The organism is Azospirillum sp. A23 (assembly GCF_042938965.1).
Lineage (GTDB): Bacteria > Pseudomonadota > Alphaproteobacteria > Azospirillales > Azospirillaceae > Azospirillum > Azospirillum melinis.
Genome location: NZ_CP170667.1, coordinates 2027351 through 2051292, shown reverse-complemented (window position 1 = coordinate 2051292; position 23942 = coordinate 2027351). Strand labels below are relative to the sequence as shown.

Annotated in this window: 25 protein-coding genes; 16 read left to right on the top strand and 9 right to left on the bottom strand. The window is 67.8% G+C overall.

Annotated elements, in window-relative coordinates; all coding sequences use genetic code 11:
- Positions 1-52: 52 nt before the first annotated feature.
- Together purS and ABNQ40_RS27010 are read left to right on the top strand one after the other, a co-directional pair.
- Positions 53-295 (top strand): phosphoribosylformylglycinamidine synthase subunit PurS, encoded by a 243-nt coding sequence (purS, locus tag ABNQ40_RS27015; RefSeq protein ID WP_014246942.1) that lies wholly within the window; start codon positions 53-55, stop codon positions 293-295.
- Positions 296-343: 48 nt separating this feature from the next.
- The gene (locus tag ABNQ40_RS27010; protein ID WP_109051307.1) at positions 344-976 is read left to right on the top strand and encodes a DNA-3-methyladenine glycosylase; all 633 of its coding nucleotides are present in this window, start codon (positions 344-346) and stop codon (positions 974-976) included.
- A gap of 9 nt (positions 977-985) precedes the next feature.
- Here the strand turns inward: ABNQ40_RS27010 and ABNQ40_RS27005 are convergent, their stop codons facing one another.
- Entirely contained in the window at positions 986-1957 is a 972-nt protein-coding gene (locus tag ABNQ40_RS27005) for a diacylglycerol kinase family protein (protein WP_109051306.1), read from the bottom strand.
- 220 nt (positions 1958-2177) lie between these two features.
- Between ABNQ40_RS27005 and ABNQ40_RS27000 the strand changes: the two genes are divergently transcribed.
- The 7 genes from ABNQ40_RS27000 (at position 2178) to ABNQ40_RS26970 (ending at position 8769) form a co-directional block, all read left to right on the top strand.
- The gene (locus ABNQ40_RS27000; protein ID WP_109491119.1) at positions 2178-3026 is read left to right on the top strand and encodes a UDP-2,3-diacylglucosamine diphosphatase; all 849 of its coding nucleotides are present in this window, start codon (positions 2178-2180) and stop codon (positions 3024-3026) included.
- On the top strand, positions 3023-4021 hold the full coding sequence (locus ABNQ40_RS26995; protein ID WP_109051305.1) for a glycosyltransferase family 1 protein: 999 nt from the start codon (positions 3023-3025) through the stop codon (positions 4019-4021). The genes ABNQ40_RS27000 and ABNQ40_RS26995 overlap by 4 nt, the downstream gene beginning before the upstream one ends.
- 96 nt (positions 4022-4117) lie before the next feature.
- Positions 4118-4729, top strand: a complete 612-nt coding sequence (locus ABNQ40_RS26990; RefSeq protein WP_109051304.1) for a LysE family translocator — start codon at positions 4118-4120, stop codon at positions 4727-4729.
- A 135-nt stretch (positions 4730-4864) separates the two neighbouring features.
- Positions 4865-6151 carry a 3-deoxy-D-manno-octulosonic acid transferase gene (locus ABNQ40_RS26985; protein WP_109051303.1) on the top strand — a complete coding sequence of 429 codons (1287 nt, stop codon included), beginning with the start codon at positions 4865-4867 and terminating at the stop codon, positions 6149-6151.
- 14 nt (positions 6152-6165) lie between these two features.
- Complete coding sequence (gene lpxK / locus ABNQ40_RS26980; protein ID WP_109051302.1) at positions 6166-7164, top strand: tetraacyldisaccharide 4'-kinase; 999 nt, start codon at positions 6166-6168, stop codon at positions 7162-7164.
- Positions 7148-8044, top strand: a complete 897-nt coding sequence (locus ABNQ40_RS26975) for a lauroyl acyltransferase (protein ID WP_109051301.1) — start codon at positions 7148-7150, stop codon at positions 8042-8044. Before lpxK ends, ABNQ40_RS26975 begins: the two co-directional genes overlap by 17 nt.
- Before the next feature lie 62 nt (positions 8045-8106).
- Positions 8107-8769 (top strand): LysE family translocator, encoded by a 663-nt coding sequence (locus ABNQ40_RS26970; RefSeq protein WP_109051300.1) that lies wholly within the window; start codon positions 8107-8109, stop codon positions 8767-8769.
- A 40-nt stretch (positions 8770-8809) separates the two neighbouring features.
- On the opposite strand, the gene ABNQ40_RS26965 is transcribed toward ABNQ40_RS26970, so the two are convergent.
- A complete protein-coding gene (locus ABNQ40_RS26965; RefSeq protein ID WP_109051299.1) occupies positions 8810-9655 on the bottom strand; it encodes a BglII/BstYI family type II restriction endonuclease in 846 nt (281 codons plus the stop codon).
- Positions 9656-9865: 210 nt separating this feature from the next.
- On the opposite strand from ABNQ40_RS26965, the gene ABNQ40_RS26960 reads away from it, so the two are divergent.
- The 5 genes from ABNQ40_RS26960 (at position 9866) to ABNQ40_RS26940 (ending at position 16779) form a co-directional block, all read left to right on the top strand.
- Complete coding sequence (locus ABNQ40_RS26960) at positions 9866-12976, top strand: response regulator (protein WP_109051298.1); 3111 nt, start codon at positions 9866-9868, stop codon at positions 12974-12976.
- Between the two features lie 226 nt (positions 12977-13202).
- Complete coding sequence (locus ABNQ40_RS26955) at positions 13203-14054, top strand: electron transfer flavoprotein subunit beta/FixA family protein (protein ID WP_109051297.1); 852 nt, start codon at positions 13203-13205, stop codon at positions 14052-14054.
- A gap of 25 nt (positions 14055-14079) precedes the next feature.
- Complete coding sequence (locus tag ABNQ40_RS26950) at positions 14080-15159, top strand: electron transfer flavoprotein subunit alpha/FixB family protein (protein ID WP_109051296.1); 1080 nt, start codon at positions 14080-14082, stop codon at positions 15157-15159.
- 28 nt (positions 15160-15187) lie between these two features.
- A complete protein-coding gene (locus ABNQ40_RS26945; protein WP_109051295.1) occupies positions 15188-16489 on the top strand; it encodes an FAD-dependent monooxygenase in 1302 nt (433 codons plus the stop codon).
- Complete coding sequence (locus ABNQ40_RS26940; RefSeq protein ID WP_109051294.1) at positions 16486-16779, top strand: ferredoxin family protein; 294 nt, start codon at positions 16486-16488, stop codon at positions 16777-16779. The genes ABNQ40_RS26945 and ABNQ40_RS26940 overlap by 4 nt, the downstream gene beginning before the upstream one ends.
- Positions 16780-16879: 100 nt before the next feature.
- Here ABNQ40_RS26940 and ABNQ40_RS26935 read toward each other — a convergent pair whose 3' ends face one another.
- A complete protein-coding gene (locus tag ABNQ40_RS26935) occupies positions 16880-17290 on the bottom strand; it encodes a response regulator (RefSeq protein ID WP_247879966.1) in 411 nt (136 codons plus the stop codon).
- Positions 17291-17573: 283 nt separating this feature from the next.
- Here ABNQ40_RS26935 and ABNQ40_RS26930 point away from each other — a divergent pair, with 283 nt between their 5' ends.
- A complete protein-coding gene (locus ABNQ40_RS26930) occupies positions 17574-17876 on the top strand; it encodes a hypothetical protein (protein ID WP_109051293.1) in 303 nt (100 codons plus the stop codon).
- A gap of 55 nt (positions 17877-17931) precedes the next feature.
- Here the strand turns inward: ABNQ40_RS26930 and nifW are convergent, their stop codons facing one another.
- The 6 genes from nifW to ABNQ40_RS26900 form a co-directional block, all read right to left on the bottom strand.
- Positions 17932-18267 carry a nitrogenase-stabilizing/protective protein NifW gene (nifW, locus tag ABNQ40_RS26925; RefSeq protein WP_109051292.1) on the bottom strand — a complete coding sequence of 112 codons (336 nt, stop codon included), beginning with the start codon at positions 18265-18267 and terminating at the stop codon, positions 17932-17934.
- 13 nt (positions 18268-18280) lie between these two features.
- Positions 18281-19105: a serine O-acetyltransferase gene (gene cysE, locus ABNQ40_RS26920; RefSeq protein WP_109491117.1), complete on the bottom strand. Its 825-nt coding sequence runs from the start codon at positions 19103-19105 to the stop codon at positions 18281-18283.
- Positions 19106-19158: 53 nt separating this feature from the next.
- On the bottom strand, positions 19159-20280 hold the full coding sequence (gene nifV / locus ABNQ40_RS26915) for a homocitrate synthase (RefSeq protein ID WP_109051291.1): 1122 nt from the start codon (positions 20278-20280) through the stop codon (positions 19159-19161).
- Positions 20281-20413: 133 nt separating this feature from the next.
- Positions 20414-21628 (bottom strand): cysteine desulfurase NifS, encoded by a 1215-nt coding sequence (nifS, locus tag ABNQ40_RS26910; RefSeq protein ID WP_109051290.1) that lies wholly within the window; start codon positions 21626-21628, stop codon positions 20414-20416.
- A gap of 15 nt (positions 21629-21643) precedes the next feature.
- Positions 21644-22567 (bottom strand): Fe-S cluster assembly protein NifU, encoded by a 924-nt coding sequence (gene nifU, locus ABNQ40_RS26905; protein ID WP_109051289.1) that lies wholly within the window; start codon positions 22565-22567, stop codon positions 21644-21646.
- 71 nt (positions 22568-22638) lie between these two features.
- Positions 22639-23034 carry an iron-sulfur cluster assembly accessory protein gene (locus ABNQ40_RS26900; RefSeq protein ID WP_109051288.1) on the bottom strand — a complete coding sequence of 132 codons (396 nt, stop codon included), beginning with the start codon at positions 23032-23034 and terminating at the stop codon, positions 22639-22641.
- Between the two features lie 311 nt (positions 23035-23345).
- On the opposite strand from ABNQ40_RS26900, the gene ABNQ40_RS26895 reads away from it, so the two are divergent.
- On the top strand, positions 23346-23858 hold the full coding sequence (locus tag ABNQ40_RS26895; RefSeq protein ID WP_109051287.1) for a hypothetical protein: 513 nt from the start codon (positions 23346-23348) through the stop codon (positions 23856-23858).
- Positions 23859-23942 lie beyond the last annotated feature (84 nt).

Sequence of the window (23942 nt, the reverse complement as noted above, 5' to 3'; positions counted from 1 at the left end):
GCCATCCAGTAACCACCCCTCCACCCAACACCGTAAAGCGAGCGGACATCCGATGAAGGCCAAGGTTCACGTCACCCTCAAGCGCGGCGTTCTCGACCCCCAGGGCAAGGCCATTGCGCACGCGCTGCACACGCTGGGCTTCGACGGCGTCGAGGACGTCCGCGCCGGCAAGGTGATCGAGCTGCAGCTCAAGAGCACCGACGAGGCGACCGCCCGCAAAGAGGTCGAGGCGATGTGCAGCAAGCTGCTCGCCAACACCGTGATCGAGGACTACGCCATCGAGCTGGTGGCCTGATCCTCCGCCAGCCTTGATTGAGCGGTTTTCCGGAGTGGAGCGCGGCAGATGAGTGTTGACCATCTGGCCGCGCTCGACCCCATTTTCGCGGAATGCCTGCGCGTCGGCGGCCCGGTGATCCGTGACTTCACCCGGCCGACCGGCTTCGTCGGCCTGCTGCGCATGGTGATGGAGCAGCAGCTCTCCACCACGGTGGCGCTGGCGCTCTGGGCCAAGCTGCAGGACCGGCTGGGCGGCACCGTCACCCCCGATGCCATCCTGGCGCTGGACGACGACAGCTTGCGCGCCTGCGGTTTCTCCCGCCAGAAGATCGGTTATGCCCGCGGCCTCGCCGAGGCGGTGGCGAGCGGCCGGCTCGATTTCGACATCATCCATGACCTGCCCGACGAGGAGGCGATTGCCCAGCTCGTCGCGCTGAAGGGCATCGGCCGTTGGAGTGCGGAGGTCTATCTGATGACCACGCTCGACCGGCCGGACATCTGGCCCATCGGCGATCTGGCGATCCAGCTGGGCGTCCAGCGTCTGAAGGGCTGGGCGGACAAGCCGACGGCGAAGCAACTGGTCGAGGTGGCAGAGCCGTGGCGGCCCCATCGCTCACTGGCGGCACGGCTGGTCTGGCACCATTACGTGGCATTGCAGGAGCAGGCACGGGCGGCGCGGGGTCTGCCGCCGTCGCGGTGATCGGAACCCTCACCCCGCCAACACCGGCAACCGCCACCCCGCCAGCGTGATCTCCACCGGCAGCCGCGCCAGCACGTCGCCGTCGCCCTGCACCGCGTCGGCGAACAGCCCGTCTCCGGCCGGTCCCTCGATCCGCACGCGCCTGGCCGTCACCACCCGGTAGTCCGGAAAGCGCGCCAGCCGCCCGGCGGTGACGCCCCAGACATAGCGCAGCGCGTTCAGCCGCCCGCCGCGCGGGAACAGGCAGACATGCAGCTCCGGCTCCGTCAGCCGCGCATCGGGCGCGCAGATGAAGCGGCCGCCGTAGAAATGCCCCTTGGCGACGATGACCGACGCCAGTTCCTGTGCCTCCCCGTCGTCCAAGGTGACCCGATAGCGGTGGTCGGGCCGGGTTGCCAACTGCACCAGCGTCTCGGCGACATAGGCGCCCTTGCCGATCAGCCGCTTCACCCTGGGATCGACCCGCTCCACCACCCGCGCGTCCAGCCCGACCCCGGCCATCAGCGAGAACACCCGCCCGTTCGCCTGCGCCGGCCAGATCATCGTCCGCCTTCCGCTGGCAATCGCCGTCGCGATGCGCTCCGCATCCATCGTCAGGCCCAGTTCGGCCGCCAGCACATTGGCGGTGCCCATCGGCACGATGCCGAGCGGCAGAGGCCTGCCCGCCTCGGCATGGGCGGCCAGCCCGTTGATGACCTCGTTGATGGTGCCGTCGCCGCCGGCCGCCACCACCGCATCCACCTCGGCGGGATCGGCCGCGCGGGCGAACTCCTCCGCATCGCCGCGCCTGCCGGTCGGCCTGACGGTGACGCCGATGCCGCGCGCCTCCAGCCGGGCGACCACCGCGCGAAGCCGCCGTGCCCGCCGCCCGCCGGCGGTCGGGTTGTGGATCACCAGCAGTCGCCGCACGTCGATGGCCGCATCCTCGCCGCTGCCCATGCCAACCGCCGGGCTTTCGCCGACCAGAACCGTGTCGCGCACCGATTCGCTCTCCCTGACCGGCGCGAAATGCGCCTTCTGTTGCAGAACAGTGAAGGGCTTGTGGCGGTTCCATTACAGTAAAACTGCAACGGTATGACGATAGCCCAAATCGTTGTGACGAATAGGTGCAGCTGTTTCAAATCGTTGTCAAGGCATGCCTCTTTCCTTTATACGGCAGTTGTCTTGATGGCCATCGGCCATGGCGACGACGGAGCGGAAGATGGACGCCGTCCCAGCGGTCAAGCGTTACCGCAGCATTTGGATATCCGACGTTCATCTTGGAACGCGCGGCTGTCAGGCGGAACTGCTTCTCGATTTCCTGAAGCACACCGAATCGGATCACCTGTTCCTGGTCGGCGACATCGTCGACGGCTGGCGGCTGAAGAAAAGCTGGTACTGGCCGCAGGCCCACAATGACGTGGTGCAGAAGATCATGCGCCGCGCCCGCAAGGGGGTGGAGGTCTATTACATCCCCGGCAACCATGACGAGGCGGCGCGCGATTATGTCGGGCTGCAATTCGGCGGCGTGCATGTTGTGGACGAATGGGTCCACACCACCGCCGATGGCCGCCGCCTGCTGATCACCCACGGCGACAAGTTCGACGCGGTGGTGCGCTACGCCAAGTGGCTGGCCCTGCTCGGCGACCACGCCTACGTCACGCTGCTGCACGTCAACACCCTGTTCAACTGGGTGCGCCGCAAGCTCGGCTTCAATTACTGGTCGCTGTCGGCCTACCTGAAGCACAAGGCGAAGACCGCGGTCGAATTCATCGGAAAGTACGAAGAAGCCCTGGGCGAGGAAGCCCGCCGCCGCAAGGTCGACGGTGTCGTCTGCGGCCACATCCACACCGCCGAGATGCGCGACATCGAAGGAATCCTCTATTGCAACGACGGCGATTGGGTCGAGTCCTGCACCGCCTTGGTCGAGCACGACAGCGGCGCGCTGGAAATCATCCACTGGACGGAGGTCATGGCGCAGCGGCTTGCCACCACCGGTCCCAGCAGCAGCCCCACCGGCGGCAAGATCAAGGCGAAGGAACTCACGGCGAAGGAACGGGAAGCGGCGTGAACATCCTGATCGTCAGCGACGCCTGGCACCCGCAGGTGAACGGCGTCGTGCGCACCATCGGCACCGTGCGCGGGGAGTTGGAGGCGATGGGCCACAGCGTCGAGGTGATCGGCCCCGACCGCTTCCGCACCCTGCCGATGCCGACATATCCGGAAATCCGGCTGGCGCTGGGGGCGAAGCGGCGGTTGTGGGCGATGATCGACGGCCTGCGGCCCGACTGCATCCACATCGCCACCGAAGGGCCGTTGGGCTTTGCCGCCCGGTCCTATTGCCTGAAGCACGGCAAGCCCTTCACCACCGCGTACCACACGCGTTTTCCCGAATATGTGCGCGACCGCGCGCCGATCCCGCTGGCGCTGTCCTATGCGGTGGTGCGCCGCTTCCACAAGCCGTCCTCGGCGGTGATGGTGGCGACCCAGACCATCGAGGACGCGCTGACGACCCGCGGCTTCGCCAACATCCGCCGCTGGACCCGCGGCGTCGACACCGAGCTGTTCCGGCCCCGCGACAAGGACTTCCTCGATCTGCCGCGCCCGGTGTCGATGTATGTCGGGCGCGTGGCGGTGGAAAAGAACCTGGAGGATTTTCTGCGCCTCGACCTGCCCGGCACCAAGGTGGTGGTGGGCGACGGCCCGGCACGGGAGGAATTGCAGCGCAAGTATCCGGCCGTCCATTGGGTCGGCGCCAAGCATGGCGAGGAACTGGCGAGGCATTACGCCGCCGCCGACGTCTTCGTCTTCCCGTCGCGCACCGACACCTTCGGGCTGGTGCTGCTGGAGGCGCTGGCATCCGGCGTGCCGGTGGCAGCCTATCCGGTGCCGGGACCGCTGGACGTGGTGGACGGCTCCGGCGCCGGCTGCCTGGACGAGGATCTGAAGCGCGCGGTCGAAGGGGCGCTGGCGATCCCGGCGCAGACCTGCCGGGACTATGCGCTGGGCTACTCCTGGCGCCGCTCGGCCGAACAGTTCCTGTCGAACCTGCGGCCCTTCACGTAAGCCGGGCAGGCATTCTTCCGCTCATTCGGCTTGGTCACGGTCCTGCGGTGTGGTTCCATTCGCCGGAGCCACCACTCCTGCGCGAGGTTCCCGGCCATGACCCCCGATTTCCTCATCACGTCCCTGATCGTCGTCGCCTCGCCCGGCACCGGGGTGCTGCTGACGCTGGCCGCGGGGCTGTCGCGGGGGGCACGGGCTAGCGCGGTGACGGCGTTCGGCTGCACTCTGGGAATCGTGCCGCACATGGCGGCGGCGGTGCTGGGGTTGGCCGCCCTGCTGCACACCAGCGCGGTGGCGTTCCAGGGGCTGAAGATCCTGGGCGTGCTCTATCTGCTCTACATGGCCTGGGCGACGCTGAAGGAGCAGGGCGCGCTGAGCATCGAGGCGGACCGGACGCACAGCACGGTGGGTCGCATGATCCTGCGGGCCGTGCTGGTCAATGTGCTGAACCCGAAGCTTTCGATCTTCTTCCTGGCTTTCCTGCCGCAATTCGTCAGCGATGCCGATCCCCAGCCGGTCTCCCGCATGCTGGAGCTCAGCGGCGTGTTCATGGCCCTGACCTTCGCGGTCTTCGTCGTCTACGGCCTGTTTGCCGCCGCGGTGCGCGATCAGGTGGTTTCCCGCCCGCGGGTGATGGCCTGGATGCGCCGCAGCTTTGCCGCAGCCTTCGCGGCACTCGGCGCCAAGCTGGCGCTGGCGGAACGGTGAGGGGCCTGCGTCGCACCGGCCCCTGTTACGGAACCGCTGCCGCGTGCTAAGGTGCCGCCGGGCGCGTCGCCGGTGGTCCGTATCAGGGGTGCCGGCAACGCGCCCGTTGTCGTACGTCTCCTGTTCCGGACCTTGATGCTGCATTCCCTCTACCGTGGCCTGACGACCGTTGCCGGGCCGGCGGTGCGCCTTTATCTCGACCGGCGCCGTGCCGCCGGCAAGGAAGACTCCGTGCGCCAGGCGGAGCGGTTCGGCGTGGCATCGCAAGCCCGGCCGGCCGGTCCGCTGGTCTGGATCCACGCGGCCAGCGTCGGGGAGGCGAATTCGGTCCTCGTGCTGGTCGGCCGGCTGCTGGACGGCGCACCCGACCTGACCGTGCTGATGACCACCGGCACTGTCACCTCGGCCGAACTGATGGGCCGGCGGCTGCCGCAGCGTGCGATCCACCAGTATGTGCCGGTCGATCTGCCGGGCGCCGTCGACCGTTTCCTCGACCATTGGCGGCCCGACGCGGTGCTGTGGACGGAATCGGAGATCTGGCCGAATCTGCTGGCCGGCATCCGCGCCCGCTCCATCCCGGCCGCGCTGGTCAATGCCCGCATGTCCGAACGCAGCTTCTCGCGCTGGCGCAACGTGCCGGGGTTGATCGGCGGCCTGCTGTCGACCTTCCAGGTGACGCTGGCCCAGACAGAAGGCGATGCGGAGCGGCTGCGCCGGCTCGGCGCTTCCGGCGTCGCCAGCGTCGGCAACCTGAAATTCTCCGCCGAGCCTCCCCCCGCCGTCGCCGATGCGATGGAGCCGCTGCGGGCATCCCTGGCCGGTCGGCCGGTCTGGCTGCTCGCCAGTTCCCATCCGGGAGAGGACGAGATCGCCGCAGCGGTCCATTCTGCGCTGGCCCCGGTGCTGCCCGGCCTGCTGACGGTCGTCGCCCCGCGCCATGCCCATCGCGGCGATGCCATCGCGGAGCTGATGCGCGCCCGCGGCCTGTCGGTTCTTCAGCGGACCGCCGGGCATCGCCTGCCGGGGCCTGAGCATGCCGTCTATGTCGCCGACACCATGGGCGAGCTTGGGCTGTTCTACCGTGCCGCACCGGTGGTGTGCATGGGCGGGTCCTTCATCCCCCATGGCGGGCAGAACCCGGTGGAGCCGGCGCAGCTGGGCTGTGCCGTGCTCTATGGCCCGCACATGTTCAATTTCGGCGAGATCACCCACATGCTGGAGGCTGCCGGCGGCGCCCTGCCGGTGGCCGACGGCGAGGCGCTGACCCGCGAGGCGCGCCGGCTGCTGACCGATGACCGGGCGCGGGACCGTATCGTCGCAGGGGCGGCGCGGGTGACCGCGGACAACCGGCGGATCATCGACCGGGCGCTGGCGGCGCTGGCACCGGTGCTGGGCGCCGCCGGCATCCGGACCGCCGCCTGAGGGGACGCGCCGCCGTGAAGACCCCCGCCTTCTGGTACCGGCCGCCCGGTCTCGCCTCCACCCTGCTGGCACCGCTGGGGGCGCTCTATGGGCTGGCCGGGCGGCGGCGCATCGCCGGGACCGTTCCGCGCAAGGTCGGCGTTCCGGTGGTCTGCGTCGGCAATCTGGTGGCGGGCGGCGCTGGCAAGACGCCGGTCGGGCTGGCCCTGATCGCGGCCTTGCAGACCCGCGGCGTTGCCGTCCATGCGCTGACCCGCGGCCATGGCGGGCGGGAGGCCGGTCCGCTGGCGGTCGATCCCGGCCGCCACGCCGCCGCCGATGTCGGCGACGAGGCGCTGCTGCTGGCCGGGGCGACGCCCTGCTGGGTGGCGCGCGACCGCCTGGCCGGGGCGGAGCGCGCGGTTGCCGCCGGTGCCGGGGCAATCGTCATGGATGACGGGTTCCAGAACCCGGCGCTGGACAAGGATCTGTCGCTGATCGTTGCCGACGGCGCGGTTGGCTTCGGCAATGGCCGGCTGGTGCCGGCGGGACCGCTGCGGGAACGGGTGGCCGACGGCCTCGCCCGCGCCGATGCGCTGGTGATCCTGGGCGAGGACCGTCACGCTCTGGCGGCGCTGGCCGGCGGACGCCCGGTGCTGGCAGCCCGGCTGGAGCCCGATCCGGAGGCCGCCGCCCGTCTTGCCGGCCGCGAGGTGCTGGCCTTCGCCGGCATCGGCCGGCCGGAGAAGTTCTTTGCGACGTTGGAAGCGCTCGGCGCCCGCATCGCAGAGCGCGTGCCCTTCGCCGACCACCATCCCTACCGCCCGGCCGAAGTGGCGGCGCTGATCGACCGCGCCGCGGCGCTGGGCGCCTTGCCCATCACCACCGCCAAGGACGCCGTCCGCCTGCCGCTGGAGTTGCGGGCGAAGATCGCCGTCCTGCCGGTGTCGGTGCGTTGGGCCGATGAGGCCGCGCTTGCCGCGCTGCTGACGCATCTGTTGCTGAAAGGAAGCCCCGATGGCCAAGCCACGTAGCCCGTTGCGGAAATGGCTGACGCGCCGGATCGGCTATCCGCTGGAGGCGGTTCTGGTCCTCGGTATCTGCCGGCTGTTCAAGGCGCTGCCGCTCGACCGCGCGTCGGCGCTCGGCGGCTGGATCGGCCGGACGGTGGGGCCGTGGCTGCCCAACAGCGCCCGTGCCCGGCGCAACCTGGCCCGTGCCTTTCCCGAGAAGGGCGGGGCGGAGATCGAGGAGATCGTTCGCGGGATGTGGGACAATCTCGGCCGCACCATCGCCGAATACCCGCATCTGGAGCAGATCGGCCGCGAGCGGGTCGAGGTGGTCGGCGCTGAACATGTCGACAGGCTGCGCGAGGACGGCAAGGCCGGCATCATAGTTACCGGCCATCTGGCGAACTGGGAGGTGCAGCCGGTCGCCGCCCGCCTGCATGGGCTGGAAGTGGGCGCGGTCTACCGCGCCCCAAATAACCCGATCGTCGCCGAGCTGCTGCTGAAGCTGCGTGGGGTGGCGGCGGGACCCCAGATCCCCAAGGGGCCGGACGGCGCGCGCATGCTGCTGCGCCATCTGAACGGGGGCGGCCATGTCGGCATCCTGATCGACCAGAAGATGAACGACGGCATCCCGGTGCCCTTCTTCGGCCGCGATGCGATGACCGCTCCGGCGGCGGCCGTCCTGGGCATCAAGCTGAACCTGCCGCTTTGCCCCACGCGGACAGAACGGCTCGGCGGCGCCCGTTTCCGCCTCACCGTCCTGCCGCCGGAGGAATACCCGACCAGCGGCGACCGCAATGCGGATGTGCGAATTCTGATGGAACGGCTGAACGGTCTGTTGGAGGATTGGATCCGCGACAAGCCGGCGCAATGGCTGTGGATCCACCGCCGCTGGCCGGACTGAGCGCCTAAGCCCCCTGCCTGAGCCCGCTCGATCAAGCCTCTTGCCCGAAGGCCCGTTCCGCGATGACCCTGCCGCTCGATCTCCACCTGCTGCAACTCTATATGGTCGCCGTCTGTGTGCTGGTCCTGGCACCGGGACCGGATTCGCTTCTGGTTCTGACCCGCAGCATCGCCGATGGCCGGCAGGCGGGCGTGGTGGCCACCATCGGGATCTGCGTCGGCAACACCGTGCATTCGCTGCTGGCCGCCGCCGGCATCTCCGCCCTGATCGCGGCGTCGGCGTCGCTGTTCGACCTGCTGCGCTATGCCGGCGGCGCCTATCTCGCCTGGATCGGCTTCCGGTCGCTGTGGAGCGTCTGGACCAGCCGCGGTGCCGAGCCCGCCCCGTCCATCGAGGCCCCGGCCCCGGCGGGCACGGGCCGCGTCTTCGTCCAGGCGCTGCTGACCAATCTGCTGAACCCGAAGATCATCCTGTTCCAGCTGGCCTTCGTGCCCCAGTTCATCGCCCCGGAGCTGGGCCATGTGGCGCTGCAGACCTTCATCCTCGGCAACATCATCTCGGTGCTGGGCGGTGTCTATCTGGTCGGCATCGCCGCGCTCAGCGCCGGCGCCGCACGGCGCGTCCTGTCCAGCCCGCGGGTCCGCACGGCGCTGGACGGCATCGCCGGCGTGCTGTTCCTGGGGTTCGCGGTGCGGCTGTTGCTGACCGACCGCAAGTTCGCGTGAGAAGGCCGGTGAGGACCCTGGTCAGGGCTCCCTGGCGTCCTCACCACAGATCGTCCTCGTCCTCCGCCCCGGTGTCGACGTCGAAGGTCGCCGCCTGCCGCACCACCGGGTGGCTGTCCTTCCATTCGTCGAAATCCGACACCAGCGCCGGGCGGATGCCGAGCGCCAGCACCGGACAGCCGCCGCCGCGGCCGGCATCCAGGCGGTACAGCAGCTTCTTCATCCAGGTGGTGCTGGCGCCGTACTTGTTCTGGAAGTTCTTCATCTCGACCCGCCGCGCCACCTCGGTGAACAGCGGGATCAGTTCGGCGCTGCGGGTCAGCAGGACGCCGGCATTGATGATGCCGCATTCGTAGAAGGTGCGGGCGGCGTAGAGGTCGCGGTCGAAGGTCTGGTCCTTGCTGTTCCATTCCAGATCGAAGGACACCCGCCCTTTCACGAAGTCGATCTTGTGGCCGTCGATGAAGCCGTTGACCTTGTACAGCTCCTCGCGCTGGCGCTGTTCGGTGACGGTCTGGCCGCGGTTCTTGCCGGCGACGCGGCGCTTCTCCTCGTGCGTCACGATCATCTTGGTGATGAACAGATCGCCGCGGATGCGCGTCTCGTTCCAGCCCAGCGGGTTCAGCATCCGCTCCATCGTCTTGGCGATCTGCGATTTGTTGCCGCCGGAGGCCACGATGTCCTCGGTGCGGATGCGGAACTCCATCAGCCGTTCTGTGATCTCGCGGAACTCGGCCGTGCAGGCATGGGCCAGGATGCGCGCGGCGTTGCGGTAGCTGTGCACCTCGTACAGTTCGAGGAAGCCGGGCGGGAACAGGTCGCCCAGGTCGGGATCCCGCGCCTCGATCAGCGGGGCCTTGTCGTGGATGCAGGCAAGCAGATTCATGACGGCACATGCGCGATGGAAAACGGCGCCACCATGGTGGCTGCCGCCCGGCAAATCCACCCTTTACACCCGATGGCCACCCAATGGCGGCGGGAGGGGGCCGACTGGCGGTCATTCCCCGACATATGCTAAGGTCGCCGGCGTTTTGGGGCGCGCTTCGGGCCGCGCGTCGGGGTGGAAAAAGCGCGGCAAGTTCGCCGGGGGACCGTGATGAGCGACGAATTCCTGTTCGCGGAGGAGGAGCCCGCCGTCGAGGCGGTTGCCGAGGCTGCAGAGCCGGTCGAACCCTGGCTGATCCTGATCGTCGACGACGACCCGGCCATCCATGCCACCACCAAGATGGTGCTGCGCGGCTTCACCTTCGAAGGACGCCCGGCGCAGTTCCTGTCGGCCGCCACCGCGGCGGAGGCGCGCGGGGTGCTGCGCGACAACCCGGCCATCGCGGTGATCCTGCTGGACGTCGTGATGGAATCCGACGATGCCGGCCTGCGGCTGGTCCGCTACATCCGCAGCGAGCTGAGCAACCGCCGTGTGCGCATCATCCTGCGCACCGGCCAGCCGGGGCAGGCGCCGGAACGCGACGTCATCCTCAGCTACGACATCAACGACTACAAATCGAAGACGGAGCTGACGGCGCAGAAGCTGTTCACCTCGGTCGTTGCCGCGCTGCGCGGTTATCAGGACATCACCGCCATCGAGGATCACCGGGAGGGGCTGGAACGCATCCTGGACTCCTCCTCCACCCTGCTGGGCAAGCGGACGATGGCGGAGTTCGTCCGCCATGCCGTGGCCCAGATCGTCGGCGTCTGTCCGCCCGCCAATGGGCCGACGTCGGGCGGGGTGGCGCTGGTCAGCCGCCTGTGCGACGGGCCGCGGCCGGCGGAGCCGCTGGTGCTGGGCGGTGCCGGCTGCCATGTCGGGATGGAAGGGATCCCGCTCTTCCTGGCGCTGCCGCCCGACGCCGCACAGGCGGTGATCGCGGCGCTGGCCGATGGCCGCAACCGCTATGAGCGCGGGCACAGCGTTCTGGTCTTCCGCTCCGCCACCCGCCGGCACGACACCGTGGTCTATCTCGGGCATGGCCGCGCCCTGACGGCCGACGAGCGGCGGCTGCTGGAGGTGTTCTGCGCCAAGGTCGCCATCGGTTTCGACAATGTCCACCTCTACGAGGAACTGACCGAGCTGAACCGCAGCCTGGAACGGCAGGTGGCGGAGCGCACGCAGGATCTGGTGGCGGCGCGCGTGGCGGCCGAGGCGGCGCGTTCGGAGGCGGAGGCGGCCAACCAGGCGAAGTCGCTGTTCCTGGCGACCATGAGCCACGAGATCCGCACGCCGATGAACGGCATCCAGGGCATGCTGGAACTGCTGGAGCACACCAGCCTGACCGGCGACCAGCGCGAACTGGTCAGCGTGGTGCGGGAATCGGCCGGCGCCCTGCTGACCATCATCAACGACATCCTCGACTTCTCCAAGATCGAGGCCGGCCGGCTCGACCTGGAGCGGGTGCCGGTGGCGCTCGCCAATGTGGTGGAGGGGGTGGCCGACACGCTGGCGCCGGGTGCCAGGGCCAAGGGGCTGTCGTTGGTCACCTACATCGACCCCGACCTGCCGGCGGAAGTCGTCGGCGATCCGGTCCGCATCCGGCAGGTGCTGTTCAACATCGCCGGCAATGCGGTGAAGTTCACCCAGTCCGGCTCTGTCACCGTGCGGGTGGAACTGGCGCATTTCGACGGCGACCGCGTCATCATCCGCGTCGCGGTGACCGACACCGGCATCGGCATCTCCAGGGAGAACCAGACCCGCCTGTTCCGCCCCTTCACCCAGGCGGAGGCATCGACCACCCGCCGCTTCGGCGGCACCGGGCTGGGGCTGTCGATCTGCCGGCGTCTGGCCGAACTGATGGGCGGCGACATCGGCGTCAACAGCGAGGTCAATGTCGGCTCCACCTTCTGGTTCACCTTCGCCGCCGATCTGGTTGCGATGGACGAGCTGGCCGTGACGCAGCGGGCGCCGCTGCAGGGGGTGACCGTCCTGCTCCTGGCGGCGGATGCGCAGGAGCGCGGCTTTCTCGCCCGCTATCTGAATGCCGACGGCGCGCAGGTGGTGGAGGCGGCCGATGCCGCCGCCGCCTTGCGCACCCTGTTGCCGACCGCCGCCTGCGATGTGCTGGTCTCGACGCTCGGCACCGACACCGCAGCGCTGGACCGCGACCCGCGCGGCCGGGTGCGCGGGCGCGTGGTGATCGGCGGCGACGCGCTGAGTTCCGGCGATGCGGCGGAACTGGGGGCCTCCGGTGCCGGCACCGTGGTGCTCGGCCGGCCGGTGCGGCGGGTCGGGCTGGTCCGCGCCGTCCTGGCCGCCGCCGGCCGGATGGCGGCGGGGGAGGGCGGGCGCACCGACCGGCAACCCGCGCCGGAGCCCGCCGCCCCGGCCGCCGGCCGCCGCCGCCTGCCCACGGTGGAGGAGGCGCGGGCGCATGGCCGGCTGATCCTGGTGGCGGAAGACCATCCGACCAACCGTCAGGTCATCCAGCGCCAGTTGACCCTTCTCGGCCATGTGATGGAGACGGCGGAGGACGGCGCCCAGGCGCTGGCCCTGTGGCGGGCCGGTGGCCATGGCCTGCTGCTGACCGACTGCCAGATGCCGGAGATGGACGGCATGGAACTGGCCCGCAGCATCCGCGCCGCAGAGGGGGAAAGCGGCGCTCGCCTGCCCATCGTCGCCATCACCGCCAACGCGACGGAGAACGAGGCCCAGCTTTGCCTTCTCGCGGGCATGGACGACACGCTGGCGAAACCGGTCAGCCTTGCCGACCTGCGCCGGGTGGTGGACCGTTTCCTGCCGCCGGCGGACGGCGAAACCGGGGAGGGAGAGGAATTGGACGATCCGTTGCAGAACACGGAGCCGGTGACCGGCGGGTTGCAGCAACCGGCACCTCAGCCCTCGCCCCGGACTGCTCCCGCCATCGCCCCCGCTCCCGCCATTGCCGACCTGCCGCCGCTCGACCTCGAAGCGCTGACCGCGCTGTTCGACGGCGACAGCGAGTTCGTCCGGCATCTGCTCGGCGAGTTCGTGACCTCCAACAGCGCCTCGCACCATTGGCTGGTCGACGCGCTGGCCGGCGAGATCTGGGACGAGGTGCGGCAGGCCGCCCACAAGCTGGCGGGCTCCTCGCGCACCGTCGGCGCCCGCGACCTCGCCGCCGCCGCCGATGCGGTGGAGCTGGCGGTGATCGACCACCGGCTGGACGGCATCGCCGACATGGTCGCCCGCGTCGGCGTGGAGCTGGGCCGGGTCGTCGCCCACATCGAGACGGTCTGAGTCTGCACCCGCCGGGGCTGTAGCGAAACCGACATCAGCGTCCCCTTGTCGCCTTTGCGACATGGGGAGGGCGCTTTCCGACTTTTGAAAATCTCCAGTGTTTCCCGTGGCTTGATCGGTCTCCGCCGGCTGGCACGCTGCTTGCTGTCTGGGATGTATCCCGGCCCGGTGCCGGCCCCAAACCCACATGCGCGCCACAGCGAGAGCGGAAGCCAAGGAGAGCGGGATGCACATCGTCGTCTGTATCAAACAGGTGCCCGACAGCGCCCAGATCCGCATCCATCCCGTCACCAACACCATCATGCGGCAGGGCGTGCCCGCCATCATCAACCCCTTCGACCTGTTCTCGCTCGAAGAGGCGCTGCGGCTGAAGGACAAGGTCGGCGCCCGCGTCACCGTGCTGACCATGGGGCCGCCAATGGCGGAAACCTCGCTGCGCAAGGCGCTGTCGCTGGGGGCCGACGATGCGGTGCTGCTGACCGACCGCAAGTTCGCCGGCTCAGACACGCTGGCGACCTCCTACGCCTTGACCTCCGCCATCCAGAAGCTGTCGGAGGAGGATCCGGTCGACATCGTCTTCTGCGGCAAGCAGACGGTGGACGGCGACACCGCCCAGGTCGGCCCCGGCATCGCCACCCGGCTCGGCTTCGAGCAGCTGACATACATCACGAAGATCGAGAATCTGGACATCGCCTCGAAAGAGATCGTGGTGCAGCGCCGCTCCGAAGGCGGGGTGCAGGTGCTGAAGACCAAGTTGCCCTGCATGATCACCATGCTGGAAGGCACCAACACCATCCGCTTCGGCAAGATGGACGATCTGTTCCGCGCCGCCCGCTACGAGCTGAAGACCTGGAGCCGCGACTTCACCGGCGCCGAGGAGGGCCGCGTCGGCCTGAAGGGCTCGCCGACCGTGGTGTCGAAGGTGTTCGTGCCGAAGCCGCGGGCGGAGAAGGCGAAGATGATCGTCGCCGATACGGATACCCCCGACGCGATGGCTGTTGCCGCCATCGACGCCATCTTCGCCGCCCAGCCCAAGCTGGCCGGCGACCTGCTCGCCCGCGCCGCGGCCGGGCTTTGACGATCCATCCGCGGGAGACCCGACGATGAGCGAACCGAGCAAGCCCCAGGGCCGCAAATTCCAGCTTCCCGAACACCTCAAGGTTTACCAGAACGTCTGGGTGATCGTGGAGCAGGAGCGCGGCACCGTCCATTCCGTGTCGCTGGAGCTGCTGGGCGAAGCCCGCAAGCTGGCCGACAAGCTGGGGGTGGAGGTCGGCGCCGTGGTGCTGGGCGCCGAAAGCCCCGACCTGAACCGCATCTGTGGCGACGCCATCGGCTATGGCGCCGACATCGTCTACAAGGTGACCGACCCGGCGCTGGCCGACTACCGCACCGACCCCTATTGCCGCGTCATGACCGACGTGGTGAACACGCACAAGCCGGAGATCGTGCTGCTGGGCGCCACGACGCTGGGCCGCGATCTGGCCGGCGCCATCGCCACCACGCTGGCGACCGGCCTGACCGCCGACTGCACCGAGCTGGACATCTACGCCGACAACCGCTCGCTGGCCGCCACCCGGCCGACCTTCGGCGGCACGTTGCTCTGCACCATCCAGACCCTGGCCTACCGGCCGCAGATGGCGACGGTGCGGCCGCGCGTGATGGCGATGCCGGAGCGCGACGACGCCCGCACCGGCCGTGTCATCGAAATCCAGCCGGATCTCCGCGAAGAGGACATCGTCACCAAGGTCCTGAACTTCATCGCCGACCGCGAGCAGAACGAGGCGCAGCTGGCCTTCGCCGACATCATCGTGTCGGCTGGCAAGGGGCTGGGCAAGGTCGAAAACATGAAGCTGGTCTTCGACCTCGCCAAGGTGCTGGGCGCCGAGGTCGGGGTGACCCGCCCGCTGGTTCAGGCCGGTTGGGCCGGCAACGACCGTCAGGTCGGGCAGACCGGCAAGACGGTGCGGCCGAAGCTCTACATCGCCGCCGGCATCTCCGGCGCCATCCAGCATCGGGTCGGCATGGAGAAGTCGGACCTGATCCTGGCGATCAACACCGATCCGAACGCGACGATCTTCGACTTCGCCCATCTGGGTCTGGTCGGCGACGCGCTGAAGATCCTGCCGGCGCTGACCGATGCCTTCGGCCGCCGCCTCTCCATCAACCGCATGGCCGGCTGACCGCCGGACGAGAAAGGAGCCTGTCGACATGGTCGAAAAGTTCGACGCCATCGTCATCGGTGCCGGCCCGTCCGGCAACGCCGCGACCTACACGCTGGCCAAGCAGGGGCTGAAGGTGCTTCAGCTCGAACGCGGCGAATATCCCGGCGCCAAGAATGTCCAGGGCGGCATCATGTACGCCCATGAGCTGGAGAAGATCATCCCGGATTTCCGGGACGATTGCCCGACCGAGCGCCACATCATCGAACAGCGCGTCTGGCTGCTGGGCGACGACAATTACGTCGGCACCAACTACCGCTCGGAAGCCTTCAACAGCGACAAGCCGAACCGCTACACCATCATCCGCGCCAACATCGACAAATGGTGGGGCGAGCAGATCCGCAAGGTCGGCGGCCTGCAGATTTGCGAGACCACGGTGACCGAGCTGATCCGCGATGCGTCGGGCAAGGTCATCGGCGTGCGCACCGACCGCGAGGGCGGGGAAATCCACGCGGACGTCGTCATCATGGCCGACGGCGTCAACGCCCTTCTCGCCAAGCGCGCCGGCCTCCAGGACGAAGCCGCGCCGGAGAATGTGGCGCTGGCTGTCAAGGAAATCCTCTTCATCGATCCGGAGCTGATCCAGCAGCGCTTCGGCATCAAGGAGGACGAAGGCGTCGTCATCGAGATCATGGGCAAGGTGACCAAGGGAATGGTCGGCACCGCCTTCCTCTACACCAACAAGGAATCGCTGACGATCGGCATCGGCTGCCTGATCTCCGACTTCAAGAACGGCTCCTGCCCGCCCTACAAGATGCTGGAGGATCTGAAGAAGCATCCCGTCATCAAGCCGCTGATCGAAGGGGCGGAGATGAAGGAATACGCCGCCCACATGATCCCGGAAGGCGGCTACAAGGCGGTTCCGCAGCTCTATGGCGACGGCTGGATGGTGGTCGGCGACGCCGCCCACTTCAACAACGCCGCCCACCGCGAAGGCTCCAACCTTGCGATGGCATCAGGCCGTATGGCGGCGGAGACGGTGATCGAGCTGAAGTCCGCCGGCAAGGGCTTCACCGCGTCGAACCTTGCCGTCTACAAGAAGAAGCTGGACGACAGCTTCATCATGAAGGACCTGAAGAAGTATCGCGAGCTGCCCGGCATCATGCACGGCAACAAGCAGTTCTTCGGTGCCTATCCCGACGAAATCACCGCGGCTGCCCACAACTGGTTCACCGTGGACAGCATCGACAAGAAGACGAAGGAGAAGGCGATCATGAAGTCCTTCATCAAGCGCCGCTCGGTGATGGGACTGGTCGGTGACGCAATCAAGCTGGTGAGGGCCGTGCGATGAGCATCGTGGTCAAGGTCGAAGAGAAGCTCTATCAGAACCGCTACATCGTCGACGAAAGCCGGCCGCACATCCAGATCAAGAGCGTGGAGGCTTGCCAGACCTGCGAGAAGCAGGCCTGTACCTTCTGCTGTCCGGCCGCCTGCTACAGCAAGAACGAAACCGGCGGCGTGACGCTGGTGACCGACGGTTGCCTGGAATGCGGCACCTGCCGCGTCGTCTGCCAGGACAAGGGCAACATCGCCTGGGATTATCCGCGTGGCGGCTACGGCATCAGCTACAAGTTCGGCTGATCCGGTCTTTCGTTGTCTTTCCCCGGAACTGGTTGGCCTCCGCGCAGCGACGCGCGGGGGCCGATTCGTGTTTGGGAAGAAGGCTTACGTCGACGCTTTTCTAAACCCGTCCCCGCAACGTCTCCGTCGCCTGACCCAGCGCCCGTTGCAGTTCAGCCGGGAAGTACGGCTTGCGGACGAAGCCGAAGGGATCGCATTCGGCGGCGCGGTGGCGGGTTTCGGGGTCGCCGAAGGCGGAGGTGAAGATACAGCGGATGCCGGTCCGCTTGCGGATCGCCACCGCGGCTTCGATCCCGTCGCGCGGCCCCAGCAGGCGGATGTCCATCATCACGATGTCCGGACGCAGCCGCTCCGCCGCCGCGACCGCATCGTCCGCATTGTCCTCGATCCCGACGACGGCGAATCCGAGCATGCCCAGAACCTCCTCCAAAGCCATGGCGGCGAGGCTCTCGTCTTCGACGATAAGGATGCGGATGGGAGTGTCGGAGGCAGGCGAAGGGTCGGTCATCATGATCGTGCAAGGAGTGTCACAGCGATTTTACAGGAGTCGTGCAATCGGCGAACCTGAAAACGCGGGATTATGACCAATGGTGCAGCCTGCGTCCCTTGCATGGGTGACGGTGGAAAAGCGTCGCCTGGGCTGTCGGCGAACCCTTGTTTTTCACACCTGCGGCGTACCATCTGACTGTTACGGCTGTTTTCACGAGCGAGTATCGCGGACCTGCACCCGTCCCTTGCAAGCCATCGGACGGGCTACCGGCAGGTTTGCAGCCTTTTGCATGAGGAGACCGGCGATGGATCTGCGTGTCTGTTTCGAGAACATGGAAAGCGTCAACGTCAACGACGCGGCGATGATGAAGCACTACACCAAGAGCTATCTGGCCGATTTCGACCCGGAATGGGCCGGCTTCATCATGCTGCCGCACAGCGAGACCATGCGCGCGACGATGGAGCCCGCCTGGCAGGTGCTGATCCGTGGCGCCACGCCGCGGACGGAGCAGGAACTGCTGCGCTATCTCGACGAAAATCCGATGGCGGCCTACCACGTCCATGTCTACCGGCGCGACGGCAGCCCGAACGAGAGCAAAATCCACTGACGACAAAGGGGGCGCGCCAGGCGCGCCCCACTCGTTCGCTCAGACGGCGCCGGCGTCAGCCGACCGGCGTGCCCAGCAGGCTGTCCAGCGGGACGAAGCGGTCCGCCATCTTGCGCGCCTCTTCCTTGTGGACCTTGAAGGTCTTCTCCGCGATGGCGTTGGAGACGACGAAATCCTGGTACGCGCGTTCCAGATGGAAACGGTAGCGCGCCGTCGTGCCTTCGTCGTCCAGACCTTCCATGCCGATGTCGTCGGACAGGTAATCGTGGAAGCGCTGCAGGATGTGCAGCCGGTTCACGTTCACAACACGCTGGTCGTAGGTGACGTGGAAGAAGCGCAGGAAGTCTTCCGCGGTTTCCAGATCGTCGAGGTCGTCGGTGAAATCGCTCATCGTCGAAGGCTCCTCACGCGTGCTGCTGGGTGGAAGGCGAGGGGGCGCACCCCTCCTGGTCGCAAATGTTGCCGCAGGAGCTGCAGGCCACACCGTCCAAACGTATATCGCTGTGTATATCGTTCAGGCGAAATTCCGACAGGCGGATGCTTTTAGCAGGAAACTGTGACGTTTCCGCTGCGGTGTGGGCCTCGAGCCGGGCTTCGATGCGGTTTATATGGTCGATCAGGCAGGCGATGGCCTTGCCGACCGGATCGGGCATCAGGTGATGTTCCAGATCGATGCCGTGATTGGAAAGATGGGGATCGGACAGCTTGCTATACGCTTCCGGCCGCACCACCCGGCCGGGGATGCCGACCACGGTCATGCCCGGCGGCACCGGCTTGGTCACCACCGAATTGGCGCCGACCCGCGCGCTGGCACCGACGGTGATCGGTCCCAGGATCTTGGCGCCGGCGCCGACCAGCACGCCGTCCATCAGCGTCGGGTGCCGCTTGCCCTTGGTCCAGGACGTGCCGCCCAGCGTCACGCCGTGATAGAGCGTCACGTCGTCGCCGATCTCCGCCGTCTCGCCGATCACCACGCCGGCGCCATGGTCGATGAAGAAGCGGCGGCCGATGCGGGCGCCGGGATGGATGTCGATGTTGGTCACCGCGCGGGCGACATAGGACAGGAAACGCGCCGGCCAGCGCAGCCCCTGCCGCCAGGCCGCGTTGGCGACGCGGTGGATCACCAGAGCATGGATGCCGGGATAGCAGGTCAGCACGTCGAAGACGTTGCGCGCCGCCGGGTCGCGGTCGAACACGCAGGCGACGTCCTCGCGCAACAGGGCGACGATGCCGGCCCCCGACTCGGATTTCCCAGATTCGGATTTTCCAGGCTCGGATCTGCTCATGTCGCCGCCTCCAGAAAGGCGTGCAGTTCCTCGGCCGTCGGCGGCCGCTTGGCACGGGTGGCCAACGCCCGGACGCGCGGCAGCACCGCCTGCGCGGTGGCGTCGTCGCAGGCGATGCCGAGCCGCTCATAGGCCAGCTTCACCGCCGCGGTGCCGGAATGCTTGCCCAGCACGATGCGGTGTTCACGCCCGACCTCGGCCGGGTCGAAATTCTGGTAGGTGCTGCGGTCGCGCAGCAGCCCGTCGACATGGATGCCGGCCTCGTGGGTGAAGACGGCGGCGCCGACGATCGACTTGTTGACCGCCACCGGCCGGTTGGAGGCCCGCTCCACCAGATCGCTGATGGTGCCGAGCGACCGAGTCTCGACCCCGGTGTCGATGTGGTAGAGGTGCTTCAGCGACACCACCACCTCCTCCAGCGGCGCATTGCCGGCGCGCTCGCCCAGGCCGTTCACCGTGGTGTTGACATGGGTGGCGCCGCCCAGCACCGCGGCCAGCGAATTGGCGTTGGCGAGGCCCAGATCGTCATGGGCGTGGATCTCGATTTCCAGATCGGTGGCCCGGCGCAGCCGCTCGATGCAGGCGCGCGTCTGGAAGGGATCGAGCACGCCGAGCGTGTCGGCGAAGCGGAAGCGCCGCGCGCCGGCCTCCTGCGCCACCGTGGCGGCGGCGATCAGGAAATCCATGTCGGCGCGCGACGAATCCTCGCCGCCGACGCTGACCTCCATCCCGTGGTCGCGCGCCTGTTTGACCCGGCGCTCGATCTCGGCCAATGCCCAGGAACGGCTGCGCTTCAGCTTCCTGGTGATGTGGATGTCGGACACCGGCATCGACAGGTTGACGAAGCCGACATTGCAGGACAGCGCCGCCTTCAGGTCGGCGTCATGCATCCGGCACCACACCATCAGCCGGCCTTTCAGCCCCAGTGAGGCCACGGCGCGGATGCCCTCGCGCTCCTCCTCGCCCATGGCGGGGATGCCGATTTCCTGCTCCGGCACGCCGGCGGTGTCGAGCGCCTTGGCGATGGCGATCTTCTCGTCGAGCGTGAAGGCGACGCCGGCGGTCTGCTCGCCGTCGCGCAGCGTGGTGTCGTTGATGGTGGCGAAGGTGGTGGGCATGGGGGCACCTCGCGCGCGGGGACCACCTGTCCCCTTTGAAAAGTGTCGCAGGCCGGACCGGGGACCCGCCCCGACGGGGTGTCGTCGGGCGGGGTGCCGGGACGGGCCACCGACCCGGCCTGCGATTCCGGTGTTACGAATAGACGGGTGCGAACTCTTTCGGTTTGGCGGCGTCCTGCTGCCAATAGGGCGACAGGCTGCGCAGCCTGGCGATGATGTCCGGCACCACGGCGATGACGTGGTCGATCTCGGCGTCGGTGGTGTCGCGCGACAGCGAGAAGCGGGTGGCGCCGTGCGCCGCCGTGTAGGGAACCCCCATGGCGCGCATCACGTGGCTCGGCTCCAGCGATCCCGAGGTGCAGGCCGATCCGGAGGATGCGGCGATGCCCTGCTCGTTCAGCAGCAGCAGGATGGCCTCGCCCTCGATGTATTCGAAGGCGATGTTGCAGGTGTTGGGCAGGCGGTTGTCCGGGTTGCCGGTGACGAAGCAGGCCGGCACGGCGGCCAGGATCGCCTGTTCCAGACGGTCGCGCTGTGCCTTCACCCGCGTGTTCTCTTCGCCCATGTGGGTGAGGGCGAGGTGGGCGGCGGCGCCCAGGCCGACGATGGCCGGCGCGTTCTCGGTGCCGGCGCGGCGCGAGCGCTCCTGGTGGCCGCCGCGCAGCATCGGACGAAAGCGCAGGCCGCGCTTGACGTACAGCGCGCCGATGCCCTTCGGGGCGTGCAACTTGTGGCCGGACAGCGACAGCATGTCGACGGCGCTGTCGGCGAGCTTCATCGGAATCTTGCCGACCGCCTGGACGGCATCGGTGTGGAAGATGGCGCCGACCGCCTTGGCCATTTGCGCCAGCTCCTCGATCGGGAAGATCGTCCCGGTCTCGTTGTTGGCCCACATGATCGACACGATGGCGACCTGATCCGACAGCGCCGCCCGGTAGGCGTCGATGTCGAGGTTGCCCTTGTTGTCCACCGGGATGCGGTGGATCTTGTAGTCGCGCTTCTTCTCCAGATAGTCGCAGAGCGCCAGCACGGCGGGGTGCTCGACCACGCTGGTGACGATCTCGCGCTTCTTCGGATAGGCCTCGATGATCGACAGGATGGCGGTGTTGTCGCTTTCCGTCCCGCCCGAGGTGAAGATGATCTCGCTGTCATGCGCCGCGCCCAGCAGGGCCTGGACCTGCTTGCGCGCCCATTCGATCTTGCCGCCGACCGCGGCGCCGAAGGCGTGCATCGAAGACGGGTTGCCGAAATGCTCGGTGAAAAGCGGCAGCATTTCCGCCAGCACGTCGGGATCGACGCGGGTGGTGGCGTTGTTGTCGAGATAAACCCCGTTGTTCGGAATGGTCATCGCCGGTTCCTCCCCTTAGCCCGCATGGGCCGGCATGAGGGACGCGGGCTTGACCCGCACGAACTCCCCGAGCTTCTCGACCAGCTTCATCTGTACGCCCATCATCGTGCCCGCCGACTGCGAACAGCCGGAGCAGGCGCCGGTCAGCCGGACGTAGATGTCCTTGTCGTCGATGTCGACCAGTTCCACATCGCCGCCGTCGCGCTGGATCTGCGGACGCATTTCCTCAATTGCGCTCATGATCGCCTGCATGCGCTGCACATTGGTCAGCTTGGGCGCCGCCGCCGGTTCCGGTCTGGCCGGCAACGGCTTGATGGCGTCGAGGCCGACGGTGCCGGGGGTGTGCTTGGCGGCGGGCTTCAGCGCGCCGGTCTTCGCCATCACCGCTTCCAGCACCTCCTCGATCTTCTCGTGGCAGGTCTGGCAGGAGCCGCCGGCCTTGGTGTAGTGGGTGACCTCCTCCAGCGAGGTCAGGCCGTTGACGGTCACCGCGCGCTCGATCATGGCGGCGTCGATGCCGAAGCACTTGCAGATCAGCTCGCCTTCCTCGTGGTCGTCGACCCACTCCTCGCCCTTGTAGTTGGCGATGGCGGCGCGCAGAGCCTCGGCCCCCATGACGGAGCAGTGCATCTTCTCTGGCGGCAGGCCGCCGAGATACTCGGCAATGTCCCGGTTGGTCAGCGTCAGCGCCTCGTCCACCGTCTTGCCGATGATCATCTCGGTCAGTGCCGAGGAGGACGCGATGGCCGATCCGCAGCCGAAGGTCTGGAACTTCGCATCCAGGATGATCTGGGTGTCGGGATCGACCTTCAGCATCAGACGCAGCGCGTCGCCGCAGGTGATGGAGCCGACCTCGCCGACCGCGTTGGCGCTGTCCAGGACACCGGAGTTCTTCGGGTTGAAGAAGTGTTCCTTGACCTTGTCGGTGTAGTTCCACATGTCGCTGCTGCCTTTCCGTGGGGTGCGCGCCTAGGGGAAGAGCTGTCTTGGAAGAGCTGTTCGGGGAAAGTTCAGTGGGTCGAGTAGGATGCGGACGAGCCGCAGCCCGACGAGGTGGTGGAGCAGGAACCGCCCCCGCCTTCCCCGGCCGAGAAGGACTTGCCGCAGCCGCAGCTGCTCGTCGCGTTCGGGTTGTCGAACTTGAAGCCCGAGCCTTCGATGCCCTCGACGAAATCGACCACCACGCCGCTGAGGAAGGGCTGGCTGTTGGCGTCGACGAAGATGGTGACGGGGCCGAAGCTGAGAACCGTGTCGTCGTCGCCAGCCGCAGCTTCCAGCCCCATCTGGTATTTCAGGCCGGCGCAGCCGCCGTCGGTCACCGCGATCCGCAAGCCGGCGGCCGCACCGCCGGACTTCGCCAGGACCCGTTCCAGGGTGGAGACCGCCGCATCCGTCAGAGTCACCATGTCCCGCCTCCTCAAGCCGCGTTGCCGGGGATGCCGGCCAATCTGACGAGACATAAGCAAGGGGTGTGCCAGATGAGCAATCCATTGAAATAAAAGGATTGTCTGGTCGGATCGGCGTGGCGAAAGTCCGACAATGTTTCGCCTGCCAACGGTTTTGTCGGGTTTGGCGCGTGTCGGATTCGCGACAGCCGCGACACTTCGCCGCACAAAAATAATGTGGTCTTTCCCAGCGCGCCCGCGCGTACCATGGGAGCGTCGTCGGTGCATCGGATGGTTGATTGCAGCAGCGGAAAATAGAGGCGAGGGAAGCGATGAGCGACGAACCGATCGAACTCCGGATGTCGAACGGCCGCATGGCCTTCGGCGACGTGCCCGAACAGATCGACGAGCTGTTGCAGGAGGCGGTGAAGGCCCGCGACGTGCCCGACGCCTGCGAAGCGTTGCTGTGGGAGGCCCACCGCAAGGGACCGCGGGTGCTGCCGGTCTTCTACGCGCTCTACAAATTCTACTTCAACCGCAAGAAGCTGGGGGAGGCGGAGCGGGTGGCCCGCATCGGGCTGGATGCCGCGGCACTCCAGGGCGGCTTTCCGGCCGACTGGTCGCAACTGACTGCCGGCTCCACCGACTGGACGGCGGCCGGACCGGCGCGCTTCTTCCTGTTCACCATGAAGGCGCTGGCCTTCATCGAACTGCGCCGCCACAACCGCGACAAGGCGCTGGCGATCCTCGCCAAGATGGCGGAGATCGACCCGGCCGATCAGGTCGGCTACGGCACCATCGCGGCACTTGCCCGCGGGTTGGAGGGAGAGGGCGGAGCGGCGTGAGCGGCCCGGCCCGATAAGGCGGCCCCACAAAAAAAGCCCCCCGGCCCAGGGGGGAACCGGGCCGGGGGCAGCGGGGATTTGCGT

Excerpts from the sequence above, each read along its gene's own strand:
- purS (WP_014246942.1), top strand. The coding sequence starts at position 53 with ATGAAGGCCAAGGTTCACGTCACCCTCAAGCGCGGCGTTCTCGACCCC.
- ABNQ40_RS27010 (WP_109051307.1), top strand. The coding sequence starts at position 344 with ATGAGTGTTGACCATCTGGCCGCGCTCGACCCCATTTTCGCGGAATGC.
- ABNQ40_RS27000 (WP_109491119.1), top strand. The coding sequence starts at position 2,178 with ATGGACGCCGTCCCAGCGGTCAAGCGTTACCGCAGCATTTGGATATCC.
- ABNQ40_RS26990 (WP_109051304.1), top strand. The coding sequence starts at position 4,118 with ATGACCCCCGATTTCCTCATCACGTCCCTGATCGTCGTCGCCTCGCCC.
- ABNQ40_RS26985 (WP_109051303.1), top strand. The coding sequence starts at position 4,865 with ATGCTGCATTCCCTCTACCGTGGCCTGACGACCGTTGCCGGGCCGGCG.
- ABNQ40_RS26975 (WP_109051301.1), top strand. The coding sequence starts at position 7,148 with ATGGCCAAGCCACGTAGCCCGTTGCGGAAATGGCTGACGCGCCGGATC.
- ABNQ40_RS26970 (WP_109051300.1), top strand. The coding sequence starts at position 8,107 with ATGACCCTGCCGCTCGATCTCCACCTGCTGCAACTCTATATGGTCGCC.
- ABNQ40_RS26965 (WP_109051299.1), bottom strand. The coding sequence starts at position 9,655 with ATGAATCTGCTTGCCTGCATCCACGACAAGGCCCCGCTGATCGAGGCG.
- ABNQ40_RS26960 (WP_109051298.1), top strand. The coding sequence starts at position 9,866 with ATGAGCGACGAATTCCTGTTCGCGGAGGAGGAGCCCGCCGTCGAGGCG.
- ABNQ40_RS26955 (WP_109051297.1), top strand. The coding sequence starts at position 13,203 with ATGCACATCGTCGTCTGTATCAAACAGGTGCCCGACAGCGCCCAGATC.
- ABNQ40_RS26950 (WP_109051296.1), top strand. The coding sequence starts at position 14,080 with ATGAGCGAACCGAGCAAGCCCCAGGGCCGCAAATTCCAGCTTCCCGAA.
- ABNQ40_RS26945 (WP_109051295.1), top strand. The coding sequence starts at position 15,188 with ATGGTCGAAAAGTTCGACGCCATCGTCATCGGTGCCGGCCCGTCCGGC.
- ABNQ40_RS26940 (WP_109051294.1), top strand. The coding sequence starts at position 16,486 with ATGAGCATCGTGGTCAAGGTCGAAGAGAAGCTCTATCAGAACCGCTAC.
- ABNQ40_RS26935 (WP_247879966.1), bottom strand. The coding sequence starts at position 17,290 with ATGATGACCGACCCTTCGCCTGCCTCCGACACTCCCATCCGCATCCTT.
- ABNQ40_RS26930 (WP_109051293.1), top strand. The coding sequence starts at position 17,574 with ATGGATCTGCGTGTCTGTTTCGAGAACATGGAAAGCGTCAACGTCAAC.
- nifW (WP_109051292.1), bottom strand. The coding sequence starts at position 18,267 with ATGAGCGATTTCACCGACGACCTCGACGATCTGGAAACCGCGGAAGAC.
- nifV (WP_109051291.1), bottom strand. The coding sequence starts at position 20,280 with ATGCCCACCACCTTCGCCACCATCAACGACACCACGCTGCGCGACGGC.
- nifS (WP_109051290.1), bottom strand. The coding sequence starts at position 21,628 with ATGACCATTCCGAACAACGGGGTTTATCTCGACAACAACGCCACCACC.
- nifU (WP_109051289.1), bottom strand. The coding sequence starts at position 22,567 with ATGTGGAACTACACCGACAAGGTCAAGGAACACTTCTTCAACCCGAAG.
- ABNQ40_RS26900 (WP_109051288.1), bottom strand. The coding sequence starts at position 23,034 with ATGGTGACTCTGACGGATGCGGCGGTCTCCACCCTGGAACGGGTCCTG.
- ABNQ40_RS26895 (WP_109051287.1), top strand. The coding sequence starts at position 23,346 with ATGAGCGACGAACCGATCGAACTCCGGATGTCGAACGGCCGCATGGCC.